Genomic DNA, 16,131 nt, shown 5'->3' with positions numbered 1-16,131 from the left:
GTTCTTTCTAGCATAACGACGTTCAGAGAGAGAGACAACCATTTGAGTGGTAAGGACCGGAGGGAGTCACGATGACGCATGAAATGAAGGAGCGACTGTCGTTGAATGATATCGTACAAAACATCATTGGTGTCGTAGAGGAAAGTCGCGAAGAAATCGTTCGGATCACGGAGGATTCGAGAGAGCAATATGCTGAAATCCAGCAAGAATTGCGCGACTTGAAAGTTCGTGTCCATGATTATATAAAAGAAGCAGAGCGGCTAGAACGTCATATTAAGGATGCCAAGACACGACTAGTCATCGTCAGCAAAAATTTCGAAAACTATTCGGAGCAAGATGTTCGGAAAGCCTATGAAACAGCGAACTCACTACAACTGGAGTCGTTTATCAATCAACGGGATGAGATGAATTGCCGGAAGCGGCGTGATGAGTTGGAACGTCGTCTCATTCAGTTAGACGAAACAATCGAACGAGCGGATATGCTGATTGGACGTGTATCCGTTGTCTTGAATTTTTTGACGGACGATATGCAAGTCATGAATGAGAAGTACGAAAAAGCGATGCAAAAACAGGAAATGGGCTTAAAAGTTTTTCAATCTGCTGAAAACGAACGACGGCGGTTATCTCGCGAAATGCATGATGGTCCAGCGCAGACATTGGCGCACGTATTAATTCGGGCGGATCTGATTGAAAAAATTCATCAACACAATGGAGCGGAAGCTGCTTTTGAGGAAATTCATCGTCTTCGTGTCTTGATTCGAGACGGATTAGCGGACATTCGTCGCATTATTTATGATCTCCGTCCAATGACGTTGGACGATCTTGGTTTCGTCCCGACGCTTGAGCGGTATTTACGACATATGCAAGAAATTTCGAATATTGAGATTCAATTTAAATATCTAGGTGGTGGCGAACGGATCGACTCCACCTATGAGGTCGCGGTCTTCCGGATCGTTCAAGAAGCTGTCCAAAATGCCGTGAAGCATTCCAATGCAAAGGACATTCGTATTATCATAGAACAATATCAACATTCCATTCGCATTCACGTAAAGGATAACGGAGTCGGATTCGACTTCGACTCGATCGTCGACTCACATGACGAGTCGTTTGGATTGATCGGGATGCGTGAACGCATTGAATTGATCGATGGAGAATTCGAGGTCGAAACGTACCCTGGGGGCGGGACGGTCATCAAGGTAAAGATTCCGATCGAGGAATCCGAAGCGAGAGGGGAAACACTGTGAACAACGAGCAAGTGAAAGTAGTCATCATTGACGATCATCAGTTATTCCGTGAGGGAGTAAAACGAATTCTTGACTTCGAGGAAGAGTTCGTAGTCGTAGCGGAAGGAGAGAGCGGCGTAGATGTCATTCCTCTCGTCGAAGCACACCAACCAGACATCGTATTGATGGATATCAATATGCCACAAGTCAACGGTGTCGATGCAACGAAACGTTTAATGGAAGTACACCCGGAAGTTCGGGTCATCATCTTATCGATCCATGATGATGAGACATATGTCATGCACGCCTTAGGAGCGGGAGCCGTCGGATATTTATTGAAGGAGATGGCGACGGATGAACTCGTCAACGCGATTCGTTCCGTCTATCGTGAAGGTGGATATGTACACCCGAAAGTGACACCAAATCTACTTCAGGAATACAGACGTCTCATGAAGATGAAACAAACGATGGCGTCACAACCCGTTGAACGTCAGGTGGCTGAAGCACCACTGCACGTATTGACACGGCGTGAATGTGAAGTTTTGCAGCTACTGGCAGATGGATTCTCGAACCGTGCGATTAGCGATACATTATATATCAGTGAAAAGACAGTTAAAAACCACGTATCTTCGATTCTTCGGAAAATGAACGTTCCAGACCGCACCGGTGCGGTCGTCGAAGCGATTCGCCGTGGATGGGTCGTCGTCGTATGAACGGATAGGAAGACGGGAGCAGGACTCCCATCTTCCTTTTTTTATCCACTCAGAAGTGCTACACTTATAGACGATTGTGACGTATGAAAGTATACGTCACGACGGAACTATAAAAGCGAGGAAATCACGGATGAGTCAGATTGTGATCGTAACGGATAGCACTGCCTATCTGCCAACAACGTATTGTGAAGAACATCAAGTGCACGTCGCACCGCTTAGCGTCATCTTTGAAGGGGAGGCTTATCGGGAAGGATTTGATATCTCGGTGGCTGATTTTTATGAACGGATTCGGACGGGTAGCCTTCCGACGACTTCACAGCCGAATATTGGAGATCTCGTTGCGACGTTTGAACAACTGCCAGAAGGAACGGATATCATCGGCATCACCCTTTCAAGCGGGATCAGTGGGACATATCAAGCGTTGCACACGATCAATATGATGATTGATCATGTGAACGTCCATCCTATCGACTCACGTATTTCCTGTATGCCGCAAGCGTTTCTCGTCCAAGAAGCGGTTCGTTTGCGAGATGCAGGAGCCACGGCGGAAACGATCGTCCATCATTTAGAGGAACTGAAAGAACGCATTCGTGCGTACTTTGTCGTGGATGATCTTGAACACCTTCAACGCGGAGGTCGTCTCAGTGTCGCGCAAGCATTCGTCGGTTCGTTCTTAAAGATTAAACCCGTTCTCCATTTCGTGGATGGAAAAATCGTTCCGTTCGAAAAAATTCGGACGTTCAAGCGGGCCGTCAACCGAATCGAAGAGATGATGCAAGAAGATATCGAAGGAGACGGAACCGGGTATACGATCGGTGTCATTCATGCAGAAGATTCTACGAAAGCAGAACAGGAAATTGCGTCCTTACAGACGAAGTTTCCAAATGCTCAAATCGAGATGAGTGTATTTGGTCCAGTCATCGGTACACACCTCGGACCGGGCGCGATCGGTATCACATGGTACAAAAAATAAGATGAAAACACATTGACGGAGTCTATCGTCAATGTGTTTTTTCTTGTCCAGATATATGAGATAGAAAAACTATTTTTTGAGAAACCGCGTATTCCATCCATACATCTCTTATACAGCATACGTTGTCGATCTTCCTATCCGTCCGTCAAGATGAAGCAAATGGGAAACGAAGGAAGTGAAGCAATGGATATACGCGGGAGATGGATTTTAGCAAAACAGATGGAAACCCGATTGCCGACGCATCAACTCATTCCAGCCGTGACGTTTACGTGTCAGCGGTGTGGAGCCTTTCCTGTCAAAGGCCCTTGCACGTGCGGAAAACGTTGCTATTATTGTCGACGATGCATTGCTTATGGGAAGTTGCGCACATGTGATCAGCTCATTACGGATACCCGTCCGCTCGATCCGGTACATCCAGCACAGCATCAACCGATTCGTTTGACACCTGCTCAAACGACTGTCGCGCGGACAATTGAACAGACGATTCTCCGTGGTGGAAGGTTGCTAGTTCACGCGGTTTGTGGAGCAGGGAAGACACCGATGTTCTTCCCCGGTATCGAAAGAGCATTGGCGAACGGAAAGCGTATTCTTGTGACGGCGCCACGTGCGGATGTCGTCCGTGAATTGACGCATCATATCAAACAGGCATTTCCGACTGCTCACGTCGTATCTTTATATGGTGGATCAGCGGATCGTCTTCTCTTAGGTGAAATCACGGTCAGCACGACACATCAACTGATTCATTACCGGTCTTGTTTTGATGTCGTCTTATTAGATGAAGTCGATGCCTTTCCGTTTCATATGAACTGGACGCTACATCGATACGTCAAACGGGCGATGACGCAAAAAGCAGCGTTGATTTTATTAAGTGCGACGCCATCGATGTGGCATCGTCGCTATCCGACAGTACGATTAATGCGGCGTTATCATGGACATCCTTTACCGGTTCCCCGATTGAAGTCACCGTTTACGATGCAGTCGATCGTTGAGTGGTTGCATCAGTATGAACAGCAACCGCGTCTCGTGTTCGTCCCCCGAATCGCAGCGCTCGAAGCATGGCAAACACGATTGAAAGAAGTCGGTATTGATGTGACGACCGTCCATGCGGAAGATCCGGACCGCATTGAGAAAATCCAAGCATTTCGTACGACGAACGGTATTTTGCTCACGACGACGATTTTAGAGCGTGGCGTGACGATCTCTAACGTACAAGTGGCCGTCCTGGATGCTGATCAAGGGTTTAGTACGAAAGCCTTGATTCAAATCAGTGGTCGTGTCGGACGAGATGCGGCTTACCCGGACGGGGATATTTCATTTTTCGCCAATGATCGGTCGGATGCCCTATTTTATGCCATCCATCAGATTCAAAAAGCGAATCGATGGACGACTTCATGAAGTGTTTATGCTGTCAGCATGACTTTATACCTAACTGGGAACTGAGTAATATGTGGACTAGCCAAAACATTTGTAATCCCTGTAAAATGAAATTTGTAAAAAGTGGTGGATGTGTGGACTGTGGCAAACCAGGTATCGAGCTCTGTCAGGACTGTCGACGATGGCAAAATCTCGGCTTACCACTTCATACCCGTACGATGTATCTTTACAATGGAGAAGCAAAGGCATTCATGCATCGTTATAAATTTTTAGGAGATACTGTCCTAATTCGGATGTTTACTGATGAGTTGAAGAAGGTAAAAATGAGAAGAGGATGGATCGTTCCGATTCCGCTTAGCCGTGACCGCTTGTCTGAACGAAAATTCAATCAAGCAGAAGAGATCGCTAGACGAATGAATGGGAAGGTCACCTTAGCATTAAAGCGCGACGAAGGGACACCGCAGAGTAGGAAATCAAGAGAAGAACGTCTTAAACGATCGAATCCATTTCATGTCACGAAAGAAGTTGCAGGGAAAAATATCTTGCTGGTCGACGATGTCTACACAACAGGAATAACACTCCGGCAAGCGATGGTGCGTCTCAAGGAAGCGGGCGCAAGTGAAATTTCTGCAGTAACTTTATTTCGGAGTATTTAATATTTCGTCATTCCTGCCGATACTCTGAATGAGGTGAAGGAAATGGATGTAGTAAACTGCAAATCTTGCGGGAAAATTTTTGTAAAACAATCTTCTGATCTTTGTCCGACGTGTATGCGTCAAGATCATCTGAATTTCGAAAAGGTACGCGAATTCTTGCGAGAGCGGCGAAAAGTCCGAACTTCACCGAATGATGTCGAGATGCAAACAGGAGTCAAACGCGAGACCGTCTTTCGTTATATCAAGGAAGGGCGCTTGTTGATTTCTGAGATTTCTCAAATGGAAATCACGTGTGAGAGTTGCGGAAAACCCTCTCATGAAGGGACGATTTGTGCTGACTGTCGTGAAAAATTGCGACGTGACCTCGCCCAAGCGATGCAAGATTCTGTGGACCCTTCGAAACCGAGAACGTATCGAACTTAAATCAAGAATCTCGTAATCTAGAAAGCAGGTGTTCACATGCGAATTGATTCGACTAAATGGGTGAACATGCCCAAGACGTATGAAAGAAATCAACCCGTAGAAGGAACAGAAACAAAACGAATGAATCGAACAGACGAAGTGACGATTTCAAAAGAAGCACGCGTGCGCTTCGAAGGAACGACTTCATCGCGGGCAGATAAAATTGCCTCCCTTAAACAAGCCATTCAGGATGGAACCTATAAACCGGATGCGAACAAAATCGCGGAACGTTTCTTGAACTTGTAATAAGGTGAATGAAACTGACATTAGAAGCGACTCGGGGCACGGATGCGCGGGTCGCTTTTTATATGAAACGATAGCAAGGTAGTAAAGTAGTCGGACTCATGATAAAAGGAGCAAACACGATATGGAAATCATCCGACAGTTGACGGAGGCGCATGAAGCATTATTAGCGCTCGCCTTTTCGAAAAAAGAGGCATTGATTCAAAACGACATGAGTCGCCTTTCGAAAATCGTCAAGGAAGAACCCGTTTTGCTAAAACGCATCGCGACATTAGAGCAAGAGCGCATCGAATCCATGGGAACCGTGACGATGACGGAGTGGATCGCGTCGCACCCTGAAGATGTCGAAACGCTTCGTGCTCTCTTATCGACGATGGGGCAACTGCGAAAAGCGAACGCGCTGAACGCAGAGTTATTAGAACAATCGTTACATTACATCGAATGGCATTTGCAATTGCTCGTACCGGAAGCGGATGACTTTACATATGGTCAATCGACGTTTGACCGGACACACTTCAATCGAAATGCATAAGGAGGAAGTCGAATGGGTTCAACATTCATGGGGCTTGAAACGGGACGTCGTGCGCTGACGACGAGTCAATGGGCGTTACAAGCGACAGGAAATAACGTATCAAATGCCGGAACAGCAGGATTTTCAAGACAGCGTCTCGTCCAAGCGACAACGGAACAACTTTCGGTCTCCCTAGGCGGCGGAAAAAACGTTCAATTCGGAACCGGTGTCCGTGGAGAACTGGTCGAGCGCTTACGTGACGTAATGGTCGATAAACAATATCGCGATGAATCAACGAAGTATGCGTACTATTCAACGAAAGCAGCAGCATTCGGTCGAATGGAAGATATCATCAATGAACCGTCTGAAACGGGGCTCGCGAAAACACTTGATAGTTTTTGGGCATCGTTACAAGGACTCTCAAAGAACCCGCAAGATTCAGGTGCGCGAAGCGTCGTCCGACAGCAAGCGGATACGGTATCAAAGACATTCAACTACTTAGCAACTTCTTTGACAAAGGTACAAGGGGACTTAAAGAATGAACTGGATGTCTCGACGAAAAAAGTAAACGATCTCCTTCAGAAAATCTATAACGTCAATACACAAATTCACGAAATCGAACCGATTGGTGTCTTACCGAACGACTTATACGATGAACGTGATCGTTATTTCGATGAGTTATCGACTTATGTGGATTTTAAAAAAGTGCCGATTGATGCAACTGCTATTACAAGTGGAGGCATGGGGAATGCTTCGAAGATTGCTGAAGGACGTATGGATGTGGAAATCATCGTTCCGGGAGGTTCATCATTACATGCGGTTGATATGACAATCACACAAGCACGTTCTCTTACATTCACGGAAAATCCTACGACAAAAGCAATCACTGGATACAACACTACGACAGGACCAGTTTTATTCACAGCATCAAATAGCTTTTCAAACGGTAAACTTTGGGCTTTATTACAAATGCACGGTTACCAAAGAGATGGTGAAACGACACTGACAGGTGAATATCCTAAGATGCTCGATAATCTGGATAAGATGGCTGCTGCTTTTGCGAAGGAATTTAATGATGCTCATTCAAAAAACTTCATTAAATCCAAGGATGCTTCTGGAACTGTCAGCAATACGTATGGGACAAATGAATTTTTTGTTGCTTCAGATGGTGGAACGGTCAAGGCCGGAACGATTTCAGTCGGAGATACGATTTGGAAAGACCTTTCGAACATTATGAGTTCACGAGACGGAAATATCGGAGATGGTTCTGGGGCATTGATCTTAGCCAACATCAAAACAAAATCATTAAGTGATTTAAGTGCTCCGATCGGTTCTTTCTATCAATCGATCATCGGTGACATGGGGGTAGCGACAAGCCAAACGATTGACCTCGGAAAAAATGCTAGTGTTTTGATGGAGAATGCCGATCAACGTCGAATGTCGGTCTCAGCGGTCTCGCTCGACGAAGAGATGACAATGATGATTCAGTACCAGCATGCATACAATGCAGCGGCGCGAAACATCACGACAGTCGATGAAATGCTCGATAAAATCATTAACGGTATGGGATTAGTCGGTCGCTGATAAGGAAGGAATGAGGACATGCGGGTCACACAAACGATGCTGACGAAGACGAATATCGGTCATTTGTCTTCGAGCTATCAAAAATTGAGTACGCTACAGGAGCAACTGATTAGCGGTAAAAAAATTCAAAAGCCGTCTCAAGATCCGGTCGTTGCGATGCAGGGGATTCGGTACCGGACAGAAGTCCGGGAAGTCGATCAGTTTAAGAAAAATGTCGATGAAGCGACAGGTTGGATGGATTTAACGGATTCTGCTTTAGATGAAGTGACGTCTGCCATGCGCCGGATCAACGAATTGACGACACAAGCAGCGAATGATACGTATGATGGCACACAGCGGAAAGCCATCCAAAGCGAAGTTGGACAGTTAATTGAACATATCGGAACACTGGCGAATACGAAATATAACGAAAAGCAAATCTTTAACGGAACGAAGACGGATCAACCGTTCATTGATATGGATGAATTGAAAAATTTTTTAAAGGATACGGAAGGTGTCGCCGCCATAGATAAGATTTTTAAGACATCTGTCGGATCAAATGACGGTAAGATCGAGTATGAAGTATCTTCAGGAATCAAAGTACAAGTCAATGTCACACCAACGAATAGTAGCGGTGGTGGTGTGTTTGGCAAAGATACGTTTACGACGCTAAAGAAGTTATTTAATGCACTCGGTGGTACAAAAGAAGATGGAAGTCCTGGCAGTAGCACGAATAACGGGACTGAACTATCCGGCATGTTGAAAGACTTAACGGCGATGTTGAATAAAACGGTCGAAGTGCGCTCGGATTTAGGGGCACGCGTGAATCGACTGGAACTAAATGCGTCGCGCTTAGAAGATCAAGAAATCATCGCAAAAACCGTCATGTCTGATAACGAAGACATCGAAACCGAACAGGTCATCATGGAACTGAAATCACATGAAACGTTGCACCGTGCTGCACTCAGTGCCGGAGCACGCATCATCCAACCATCGTTACTTGATTTTCTTCGATAAGGGGTGAACCGGGATGAATCTTCCTCACTTAGAGATGCGACAGACCTCTGCTAAAATCGGTATGCAGACGACACCACTTGAGATGCGGCAAACGCAACGTCCGGCTGATCTTTCGATTGAACAACCGCAAGGGGAGCTAACGATTGAAACTGTAGCGGCTCGTCTCGAAATCGATTCGTCGCAAGCTTGGATCGAGATGGGACGAATCCCAGCATTCGAATCCGTCAGACGGTATGCGGATCTTGGTCAACAAATGGTACGTGAAGGAACGGGACGCGTCGCGAGTGAAGGAGATCAATTGATGCGGATCGAGCAAAAAGGCGAGGTCATCGCGCGGATTGCGAAGATGAACGATACGCCTCCAGCAGAAGTGACGACGATGGGCTTCATTCCTCGGAGTTTGGACCGGGTCAAAATTAATTTCACACCGGCTGAAGTGAATGTTCGTTACACTGCTCGTAAGCCGGTCATCGATGTCACGACGCATCGTCCGGAATTAGAGGTCACGGAAGAGAAAACAGACATTTTCCTCCGAGAACGAAATCAGCTAGATATGTGGCCAGTGGGCGGCATATACGACGAGAAAGGATAATATTATGCAAATCGAAACAGATTTTTTTGGGGTGATTACGATCGAGCCAAGTGAGATCATTACCTTCGCTTCTGAATTACCGGGGTTTCCGGATGCCAAACAATTCGTCTTGTTGCCGTTCGGAGAAGGCGTACCGTTTTGGTCCTTCCAATCCATTGATCAGCCGGAATGCGCATTCATCGTCACGAATCCGTTTTGGATCGATCCGGACTATGTCTTTGAATTAACGGATTCTGCAAAAGAACAGTTGAGTATCGAAGAAACAGCGCAAGTCGCTGTATACACGACGGTGACGTTACGTGAGCCTTTCCAGGAATCGACGACAAATTTACGTGCACCATTCGTTATGGAAACGAAACAGCGGCTCGCGAAACAAATCATCTTAGAAGATACATATCCGAATCGTCAAAAGATTGGAAGTCTGACAGAAGTAGGTGGACGCTGATGCTCGTATTAAAACGAAAGAACGGCGAAGCGATTCAAATCGGAGATGATATCGAACTGACGATTCTTGCGATTGAAGGCGATCAAGTTAAGCTCGGAATCCGTGCTCCGCGACAAGTCGACATCCATCGGAAGGAAGTCTATTTAGCCATCCAAGAAGAGAATACGGAAGCATCACGGAGTACAGGGTTGATCGGACAACTCTTGAAACAACAAGAAAAGTAAGGTCAAGTGAATGCCAGTGCATCCTTTCGCGATTTAGGCATTCTCTGGAAAAAAGAATACAAATAGACTCCCTGCGCGTATCATACAAGTGCAGGGAGTCTTTCTTATCATGAAACAAATGCTGAAACGCGTTGAATCGTGTATAGTAATGGAGAGAAAAGAAACCTTTTGAGCCAAAGAGGGAGTTGTCAGGAATGAATGAGACGAAGCAGCTGAAAAAAGACGCGAACCGTGTATTAAAAGCGACGAGTCGCACCTTCTATATCCCGATTAGTCGACTATCGCAAGACTTACAGGAAGCGGTCGGTGCTGCTTATCTATGCATGCGTGCCATCGATGAGATTGAAGACCACGAAGACTTGGCGACGGACGTCAAGACGACATTGCTTCGCGAGACGGCATTACTGATGCGGGGCACGTTCTCCGCTACGGCCTATCTTGAGTTGATTGCGCCCTATACGGCGCATCTGCCAGAAGTGACACTCCGTTTACCGGAGTGGATTGCCTACTGTCCGGCTGCAATTCGTCCGAAGGTGCTTGATTCGACGGCGGAGATGGCAGAAGGCATGGCGGTCTGGGCAGAGCGTGACTGGACGGTCGAAACGGAAGCTGATCTTGACGAGTATACGTATTATGTCGCAGGACTCGTCGGTGTCATGTTATCCGACATCTGGTACTGGAAGGCTGGTATCGTCACCGACAAACAGCAAGCGATCGGGTTCGGTCGTGGTTTGCAAGCCGTCAACATCCTCCGCAATCAACAGGAGGATGCGGAGCGTGGTGTCGGTTACTTCCCACCTGGTTGGACAACGGATACGATGTTTGCTTATGCGCGTGAGAATCTCGCAGAAGCCGATGCCTACCTTGCGTCCATTCCGAAGGAGACGACGATTTATGAATTCTGTCACATTCCACTTGCACTCGCGCATGGAACGCTGGATGCCCTTGCAAGAGGGAAAGAGAAACTCAGTCGTCCGGAAGTCTTGAAGATCGTTGGAGCTGCTGTACTAAAACGATAAGCACACACGAACAGCCGACCGTTTCCATAGAGGAAGCGGGCGGCTGTTTCGTTTTTTAGCGTAAAATAAACATCGTCAATCCAATGAATGCGGAACCGATCCAAATGAGAAGAACCGCTCGTCCGTAAGGGAACCGATATCCGGCGCGACGCGAAACGAGTAAACCGATCCCCATGACCGTCAGTGCGATGAAAAACGTCAAGAACACGGAGAGTTGCTGCATTCCGATTTCCTCCCATCAGTGCAAGTCAGCTAAGTACGCGAGCACCTTCTCTTCATAGGCTTTGCGATCGTGGGCATACGACTGGACGTGTCCGCCGTTTTCTGTGACGTAAAGTTCCGATCGTGGCGCTGCCTTTTGAATCTTCATACTTTCCGTCACTGGAATCGCATCGTCATCCTTCCCGTGGATCAAAAGGATTGGGTAATCAATCCGTCGGACAGATTCGACTGGTTTGACGCGTTCGGGATTGAGTCCTGTCAACGGAGGTGTGATTTCTAGAATGATTGGTGTGAACGGGAAGTTCGGCAACCCGCTCCAAACCGGAAGATTCGTGGCAAGATAGTTTTCTAAATCACTGAATGGACTATCGGCGATGACGCCGACGACATCGGCATTCGGAGCGGTGACGAGCGAAGTCGCCGCGCCCATTGAGATACCGTAGAGCACGACCGGCTTCGCCGAACGTGACTTCGCGTACCGCACAGCCGTCAACAAGTCGTCCTGCTCCTTGGCTCCGACAGTGACGCGTTTGCCGTCCGATTCACCGGAACCTCGGAAATCAAACGTCAATACATTGTAGCCGGCGTCATGAAACTTCTTAAAGAGCGGTAAAACTGGAACATCTTCTTGTTCTCGGTTCTTCCCGTACCCATGCGCAAAGACGATTGTTAACTTCGCATCCTCACTCGGCATCCACCAGCCGGATAAGCGGGTCCGATCTTTATAGGACCGGAATGTCACGTCCTCATAGTCCAGATTTTCTGCTTTCTTTGGATTCGTCGTCAGTGCCTCACGCTCCGGTTGTGTCAAGGATGAGCCGACGTAACCGGAAATACCAACGATGATGACGACGACTAAGGTGACGATGATGATGATGGTAGCGATGATTTTTTTACGATGTTTTTTCCACACCCGCGTTCCTTCCTTTCGTTCGATTAATGGATATCTTTTTTCTTGAAGCGACCGCCATGGACATCATGGATGTTGCCGATCGCAATAAAGGCTTGTTCATCAAAGTCACGAACGATGTCCTTCAACTTTGATTCTTCCAAGCGACTGATGACACAAAAAATCACTTTCTTCCCATCACCCGTAAAGGCACCTTCTCCATTTAAGTATGTCATGCTTCGTCCGAGACGATCCATGATCGCAAGACCAATCTCTTCGTAGTTCTCGGAAATGATCCAGACGCTTTTCGATTGATCGAGTCCATCGATGACGACGTCGATCGTCTTGAAAGCGACGAAATATGTAATCAAAGAATACATCGCCCGGTCCCATCCAAAGACAAAACCAGCGGCTCCTAAAATGAAGACGTTAAAGAACATGACGATCTCTCCGACTGAAAACGGTGTCGATCGGCTAAACGAGACAGCGAGAATCTCCGTTCCGTCGAGTGATCCACTCGATCGGATGACGATGCCAACACCGATTCCAAGAATCAATCCACCAAAGACAGTCGCAAGTAAGTCGACGCTCGTCAACGGACCGATGTGTTCGAGGAGTTTCGTTGCGATTGCCATGATGAAGATCGCGTATAACGTCGATAGGGCGAACGTCTTCCCGATCTGTTTGTAGCCGAAGAAGATAAACGGGATATTCAGGAAGAATAACCAAAAGGCGAGTGTTGTGTCCGTGACTTTCGAGCCGATAATCGAGATCCCGACGATTCCGCCATCGATGATGTTATTCGGAACTAAGAATCCTTTCAGACCGATTGCAAAGATGATGGCACCGATCGTTAGCATGAGGAGACGTCGAAAGAGTTGACCTTTCGTCGAACGACGATGATGTTTCATCGGTAGTGGGGACTGCATGTCATTCCTCCCATCTAAAGTAAATTACTTTAAGATTACTATAACAAAAAAGCACGAAGACGTCTGTGAACGTCTTCGTGAGTGAGTCAAGGGGTGTAACGTAACGATTGGAAGAAGCGCATGATCTGTTCGGCTTCCGTTTCGTTCGTATATTCCCCCATATATTGTCCGTCTTGCTGACCGATGATCGTGACAGTGCAGGTGACGAGTTGCAGTCCTTCGTTTAATCGAATTTCACACGTCGCTGCATGTGAAGGAAGGGGTGTCTCAGTCGAGAAATACAAGATCTTCGTACTCGTCTGATGTGCCTGTAAGTCAGAAAAAGCGAGCGTGAAGGACTCCGTATGATGCGTTAGCATCCGGATCTTTCCGGGAACGGAAAACCGTGGAACCGTATCACTTGATAGAGCACAAGCCTCGATCGGATAGAGGATTTCGCGGATTAAAAAGCCTTCCATCACATCACTCGGAACCGGTCGACTGAAGAGATATCCTTGGATACGTGGGCATTCGAGCATCCGAAACGTATCGAGCTGCTGAATCGTCTCGATGCCCTCTGCTACGACATGTAGGTTAAATTCGTTCGCCATGTACAAGATACTTTTAACAATCGCTTGCGCTTTCGCATCATCGTAAATGTGCGTCGCGAACTGACGATCGATTTTGATGACGTCGATCGGATAACGTTGCAAATAGACCATCGAAGAGTAACCTTTACCGAAATCATCTAAGGCGATCCGGACACCCAGGGCACTGACCGATTCAAGCGTGCGACTCGTCATCGGATCATCCATGATGAGGGCCGCTTCTGTGATTTCAAGTTCAAGCAGGGCCGGGTCGAGCGCATATCGTATTAAGGTCTGTTCGATTTGATGCTCGAATCCTGGAATCAACAGCCGCTTTGGTGAGACATTGATCGAGATCGGGACGAGAGAGGCACCGGTCTTGGACCACTCGTTCATCTGACGGCAGGCTGCTTCGAGGACCCAGTCCCCGATGTCGATATGCAGCGCACTTTCTTCTGAAAGCGGAATGAAGTCGTTCGGCGGGATTCGCCCCCATTCCGGATGTTGCCAGCGGATCAAGGCTTCCATTCCGACGATCTTCCCCGTCCAGCTATCGACCTTTGGTTGGTACTCGAGGAACAACTGATCACGTTCAATGGCATAATGCAAGTCTTGCTCCAAACGATAGCGCCGGTAATAGTCAATATCGAGATTCGAAGCATAGTGATGAAACGCACTGTGATCGTCGCGTCGTGAGCGGCGGAGTGCTGTGTAAGAATGCTTTAATAACTCAACGGCGTCCGTGCTGTCTTGAGGATAGCGACTGATACCGATTGAAACCCGAGCGAACAAGGCATAGGGTTCAATTGAAATCGGGTGTGTCGAGATCGTAAGTAGTCTTTCCGCACACGGCGTGACATCTTGTTCATAGTCGGTCGAGACGAGCAGTGCATATTCATCCCCACCGAGATGACCGAGGAAGACCTCGTCCGGCTTGACATCGTTTAAGCGGGCAGCTGTTGCTTGGAGCCACTGATCGCCGGAACCGTGACCGAACGCGTTATTGATCTCTGTAATACGGTTGAAGGAGACGGAGAGAACGAAAAAAGGAACAGTGCGTGCTTGCCACGATTCAATCGTCTCAATCAGTGCTTGGCGATTCGGAAGACCGGTCACGACGTCCCGGAGAGCGAGTTGCCGTAACTGTTCTTCGTACGCTTTTTGTAACGTGATATCATGCAAGATGCTGTTGGAATACGCAATTGATCCGTCAGAGTGAAAGATTGGAATTTGTTGATCCTCGACCCATTTGATCCGCCCATCGGGAAAACGGAGACGGTACTGAAGTGTTCCGGCATGCCCTTGTAACAAGCGTTGCATGAACTTTCGCATCGCATCGTGATCTCGAGGATCGATTCGCGACAATAACCACGTATCATTTAAAATCAAATTTTTTGGTAACTCCTCGTAGATGTGTAAAAAACCTTGCGAATGAAATAAGATTCGTCCGGTCGTCAAATCAATTTGTGAGATCGCCGCGTTCACAGCCTCATAAATGTCACGGGCTTGTGCGCGTTCCATCTTCAATTGTTGACGAGCCGCATCGATTTCCGATAAGTCATACAAGACGATTGAAGCCTGATGCGCATGGCCTGCGCGACGTACTGCCTTCAAGCGCAACAATTGATACGAACCGTCTGACGTCAACAAGGACAGCTCTTGTTCGAACTGATCCTGCTTTCCGGCTGCCATGCGCTCGATCTCAAAGCGGAGCGGGTCAAAATCCCAAGGATGAATCCGTTCGAGTAACCGTTGTTGCTCGATTGATGACTGTTCTTCCCTTAGCCCGAGAAACTTGAGAAGTGACGGTGAAGGCTCGATTTGATGCGACCGTAAGTCATAATAGAATAAGACTAACTCAGGCACTTGCTCGGTCAGCTCCAGTTGGGAGCGAATTTCCGAGACGTCTTCTTCGAGTTGTTTTTCGCGTGTCACATCACGTGCTACGCCATAGACACCGATGACATGTCCTTCCTGTTCAATCGGCATGTTCGTAATCTTTAAGGTGACGAGATGTTGGTCTGCGTGCAACCCTCTTGCTGTATAATGAACGGTTTCCCCTTGTAACGCACGCTGAAAAAATTGCGAGACCGCCTCCATTTGATCCGGAGGATTAAACACGGAAAAGTGCTCGTACAAGGTGTGTTCCGAATATCCTAGGATTTCTGGAAGATGTTCATTGAAATAGATGATCGTACCAGCAGCATCAAAGACAAAAATCGCATCGGTTTGATGATGGAAAAAGGCTTCTGATTGTTCAAGACGAGATACTTCAAGCCCACCGATATGAATCGGTGCCGTATCTGATCGTCGGATTGTTTTCATGGCCTCAAAAAACGTCATCTCTTCACCTCCATACGTAGTAACGCTTCAGTCTTACTATCGGATGAAGGCGAGAATCATTGCAATGATTCCTTAAACAATAGACTATTATTTCAAAAAAACGAATGAAAAGTTAGAAAACGATGCAATTTTATTTCAAAATTAAGAGATTAAGTACGACAAAAAAC

At 47.1% G+C, this 16,131-nt stretch carries 18 protein-coding genes; 14 read left to right on the top strand and 4 right to left on the bottom strand.

Annotated features, from left to right (window positions below):
• Positions 1-71 precede the first annotated feature (71 nt).
• The 14 genes from EXW93_RS13120 to EXW93_RS13055 all read left to right on the top strand — a co-directional run bounded on the left by EXW93_RS13120 (position 72) and on the right by EXW93_RS13055 (position 11,015).
• Positions 72-1,244 (top strand): sensor histidine kinase, encoded by a 1,173-nt coding sequence (locus tag EXW93_RS13120; protein WP_023469299.1) that lies wholly within the window; start codon positions 72-74, stop codon positions 1,242-1,244.
• Positions 1,241-1,936, top strand: a complete 696-nt coding sequence (locus EXW93_RS13115; RefSeq protein ID WP_023469298.1) for a response regulator — start codon at positions 1,241-1,243, stop codon at positions 1,934-1,936. Before EXW93_RS13120 ends, EXW93_RS13115 begins: the two co-directional genes overlap by 4 nt.
• A gap of 130 nt (positions 1,937-2,066) precedes the next feature.
• Positions 2,067-2,909, top strand: coding sequence for a DegV family protein (locus EXW93_RS13110; RefSeq protein ID WP_058713362.1), 843 nt, complete (start codon positions 2,067-2,069; stop codon positions 2,907-2,909).
• Positions 2,910-3,092: 183 nt separating this feature from the next.
• Entirely contained in the window at positions 3,093-4,304 is a 1,212-nt protein-coding gene (locus EXW93_RS13105) for a helicase-related protein (protein ID WP_174316557.1), read from the top strand.
• 113 nt (positions 4,305-4,417) lie between these two features.
• On the top strand, positions 4,418-4,939 hold the full coding sequence (locus tag EXW93_RS13100; protein ID WP_371811187.1) for a ComF family protein: 522 nt from the start codon (positions 4,418-4,420) through the stop codon (positions 4,937-4,939).
• Positions 4,940-4,981: 42 nt separating this feature from the next.
• Positions 4,982-5,362: a hypothetical protein gene (locus EXW93_RS13095; protein WP_058713360.1), complete on the top strand. Its 381-nt coding sequence runs from the start codon at positions 4,982-4,984 to the stop codon at positions 5,360-5,362.
• A gap of 36 nt (positions 5,363-5,398) precedes the next feature.
• Positions 5,399-5,647, top strand: a complete 249-nt coding sequence (gene flgM, locus EXW93_RS13090; RefSeq protein ID WP_023469293.1) for a flagellar biosynthesis anti-sigma factor FlgM — start codon at positions 5,399-5,401, stop codon at positions 5,645-5,647.
• 121 nt (positions 5,648-5,768) lie between these two features.
• On the top strand, positions 5,769-6,176 hold the full coding sequence (locus EXW93_RS13085; RefSeq protein WP_023469292.1) for a flagellar protein FlgN: 408 nt from the start codon (positions 5,769-5,771) through the stop codon (positions 6,174-6,176).
• A 12-nt stretch (positions 6,177-6,188) separates the two neighbouring features.
• Positions 6,189-7,739 carry a flagellar hook-associated protein FlgK gene (gene flgK, locus EXW93_RS13080; RefSeq protein WP_174316556.1) on the top strand — a complete coding sequence of 517 codons (1,551 nt, stop codon included), beginning with the start codon at positions 6,189-6,191 and terminating at the stop codon, positions 7,737-7,739.
• An 18-nt stretch (positions 7,740-7,757) separates the two neighbouring features.
• On the top strand, positions 7,758-8,735 hold the full coding sequence (gene flgL / locus EXW93_RS13075) for a flagellar hook-associated protein FlgL (protein ID WP_174316555.1): 978 nt from the start codon (positions 7,758-7,760) through the stop codon (positions 8,733-8,735).
• Positions 8,736-8,748: 13 nt separating this feature from the next.
• The gene (locus tag EXW93_RS13070) at positions 8,749-9,327 is read left to right on the top strand and encodes a DUF6470 family protein (protein ID WP_174316554.1); all 579 of its coding nucleotides are present in this window, start codon (positions 8,749-8,751) and stop codon (positions 9,325-9,327) included.
• Positions 9,328-9,331: 4 nt separating this feature from the next.
• Positions 9,332-9,772 (top strand): flagellar assembly protein FliW, encoded by a 441-nt coding sequence (gene fliW / locus EXW93_RS13065; protein ID WP_041255192.1) that lies wholly within the window; start codon positions 9,332-9,334, stop codon positions 9,770-9,772.
• The gene (gene csrA, locus EXW93_RS13060) at positions 9,772-9,996 is read left to right on the top strand and encodes a carbon storage regulator CsrA (RefSeq protein ID WP_023469287.1); all 225 of its coding nucleotides are present in this window, start codon (positions 9,772-9,774) and stop codon (positions 9,994-9,996) included. Before fliW ends, csrA begins: the two co-directional genes overlap by 1 nt.
• A gap of 194 nt (positions 9,997-10,190) precedes the next feature.
• The gene (locus tag EXW93_RS13055) at positions 10,191-11,015 is read left to right on the top strand and encodes a squalene/phytoene synthase family protein (protein WP_174316553.1); all 825 of its coding nucleotides are present in this window, start codon (positions 10,191-10,193) and stop codon (positions 11,013-11,015) included.
• A gap of 55 nt (positions 11,016-11,070) precedes the next feature.
• On the opposite strand, the gene EXW93_RS13050 is transcribed toward EXW93_RS13055, so the two are convergent.
• From EXW93_RS13050 to EXW93_RS13035, 4 genes are all read right to left on the bottom strand, one after another.
• Positions 11,071-11,238 carry a hypothetical protein gene (locus EXW93_RS13050; RefSeq protein ID WP_174316552.1) on the bottom strand — a complete coding sequence of 56 codons (168 nt, stop codon included), beginning with the start codon at positions 11,236-11,238 and terminating at the stop codon, positions 11,071-11,073.
• Positions 11,239-11,253: 15 nt separating this feature from the next.
• A complete protein-coding gene (locus EXW93_RS13045) occupies positions 11,254-12,150 on the bottom strand; it encodes an alpha/beta hydrolase (protein WP_023469284.1) in 897 nt (298 codons plus the stop codon).
• A 23-nt stretch (positions 12,151-12,173) separates the two neighbouring features.
• The gene (locus EXW93_RS13040) at positions 12,174-13,055 is read right to left on the bottom strand and encodes a YitT family protein (RefSeq protein WP_055969019.1); all 882 of its coding nucleotides are present in this window, start codon (positions 13,053-13,055) and stop codon (positions 12,174-12,176) included.
• A gap of 86 nt (positions 13,056-13,141) precedes the next feature.
• Positions 13,142-15,964 carry a sensor domain-containing protein gene (locus EXW93_RS13035; protein ID WP_174316551.1) on the bottom strand — a complete coding sequence of 941 codons (2,823 nt, stop codon included), beginning with the start codon at positions 15,962-15,964 and terminating at the stop codon, positions 13,142-13,144.
• Positions 15,965-16,131: the final 167 nt, after the last annotated feature.

Source organism: Exiguobacterium sp. JMULE1, from assembly GCF_013337175.1.
GTDB classification, from domain to species: Bacteria; Bacillota; Bacilli; order Exiguobacteriales; family Exiguobacteriaceae; genus Exiguobacterium_A; species Exiguobacterium_A indicum.
Note: the sequence above shows the minus strand (reverse complement) of the source record. Positions and strands in the feature narration are given on the sequence as shown.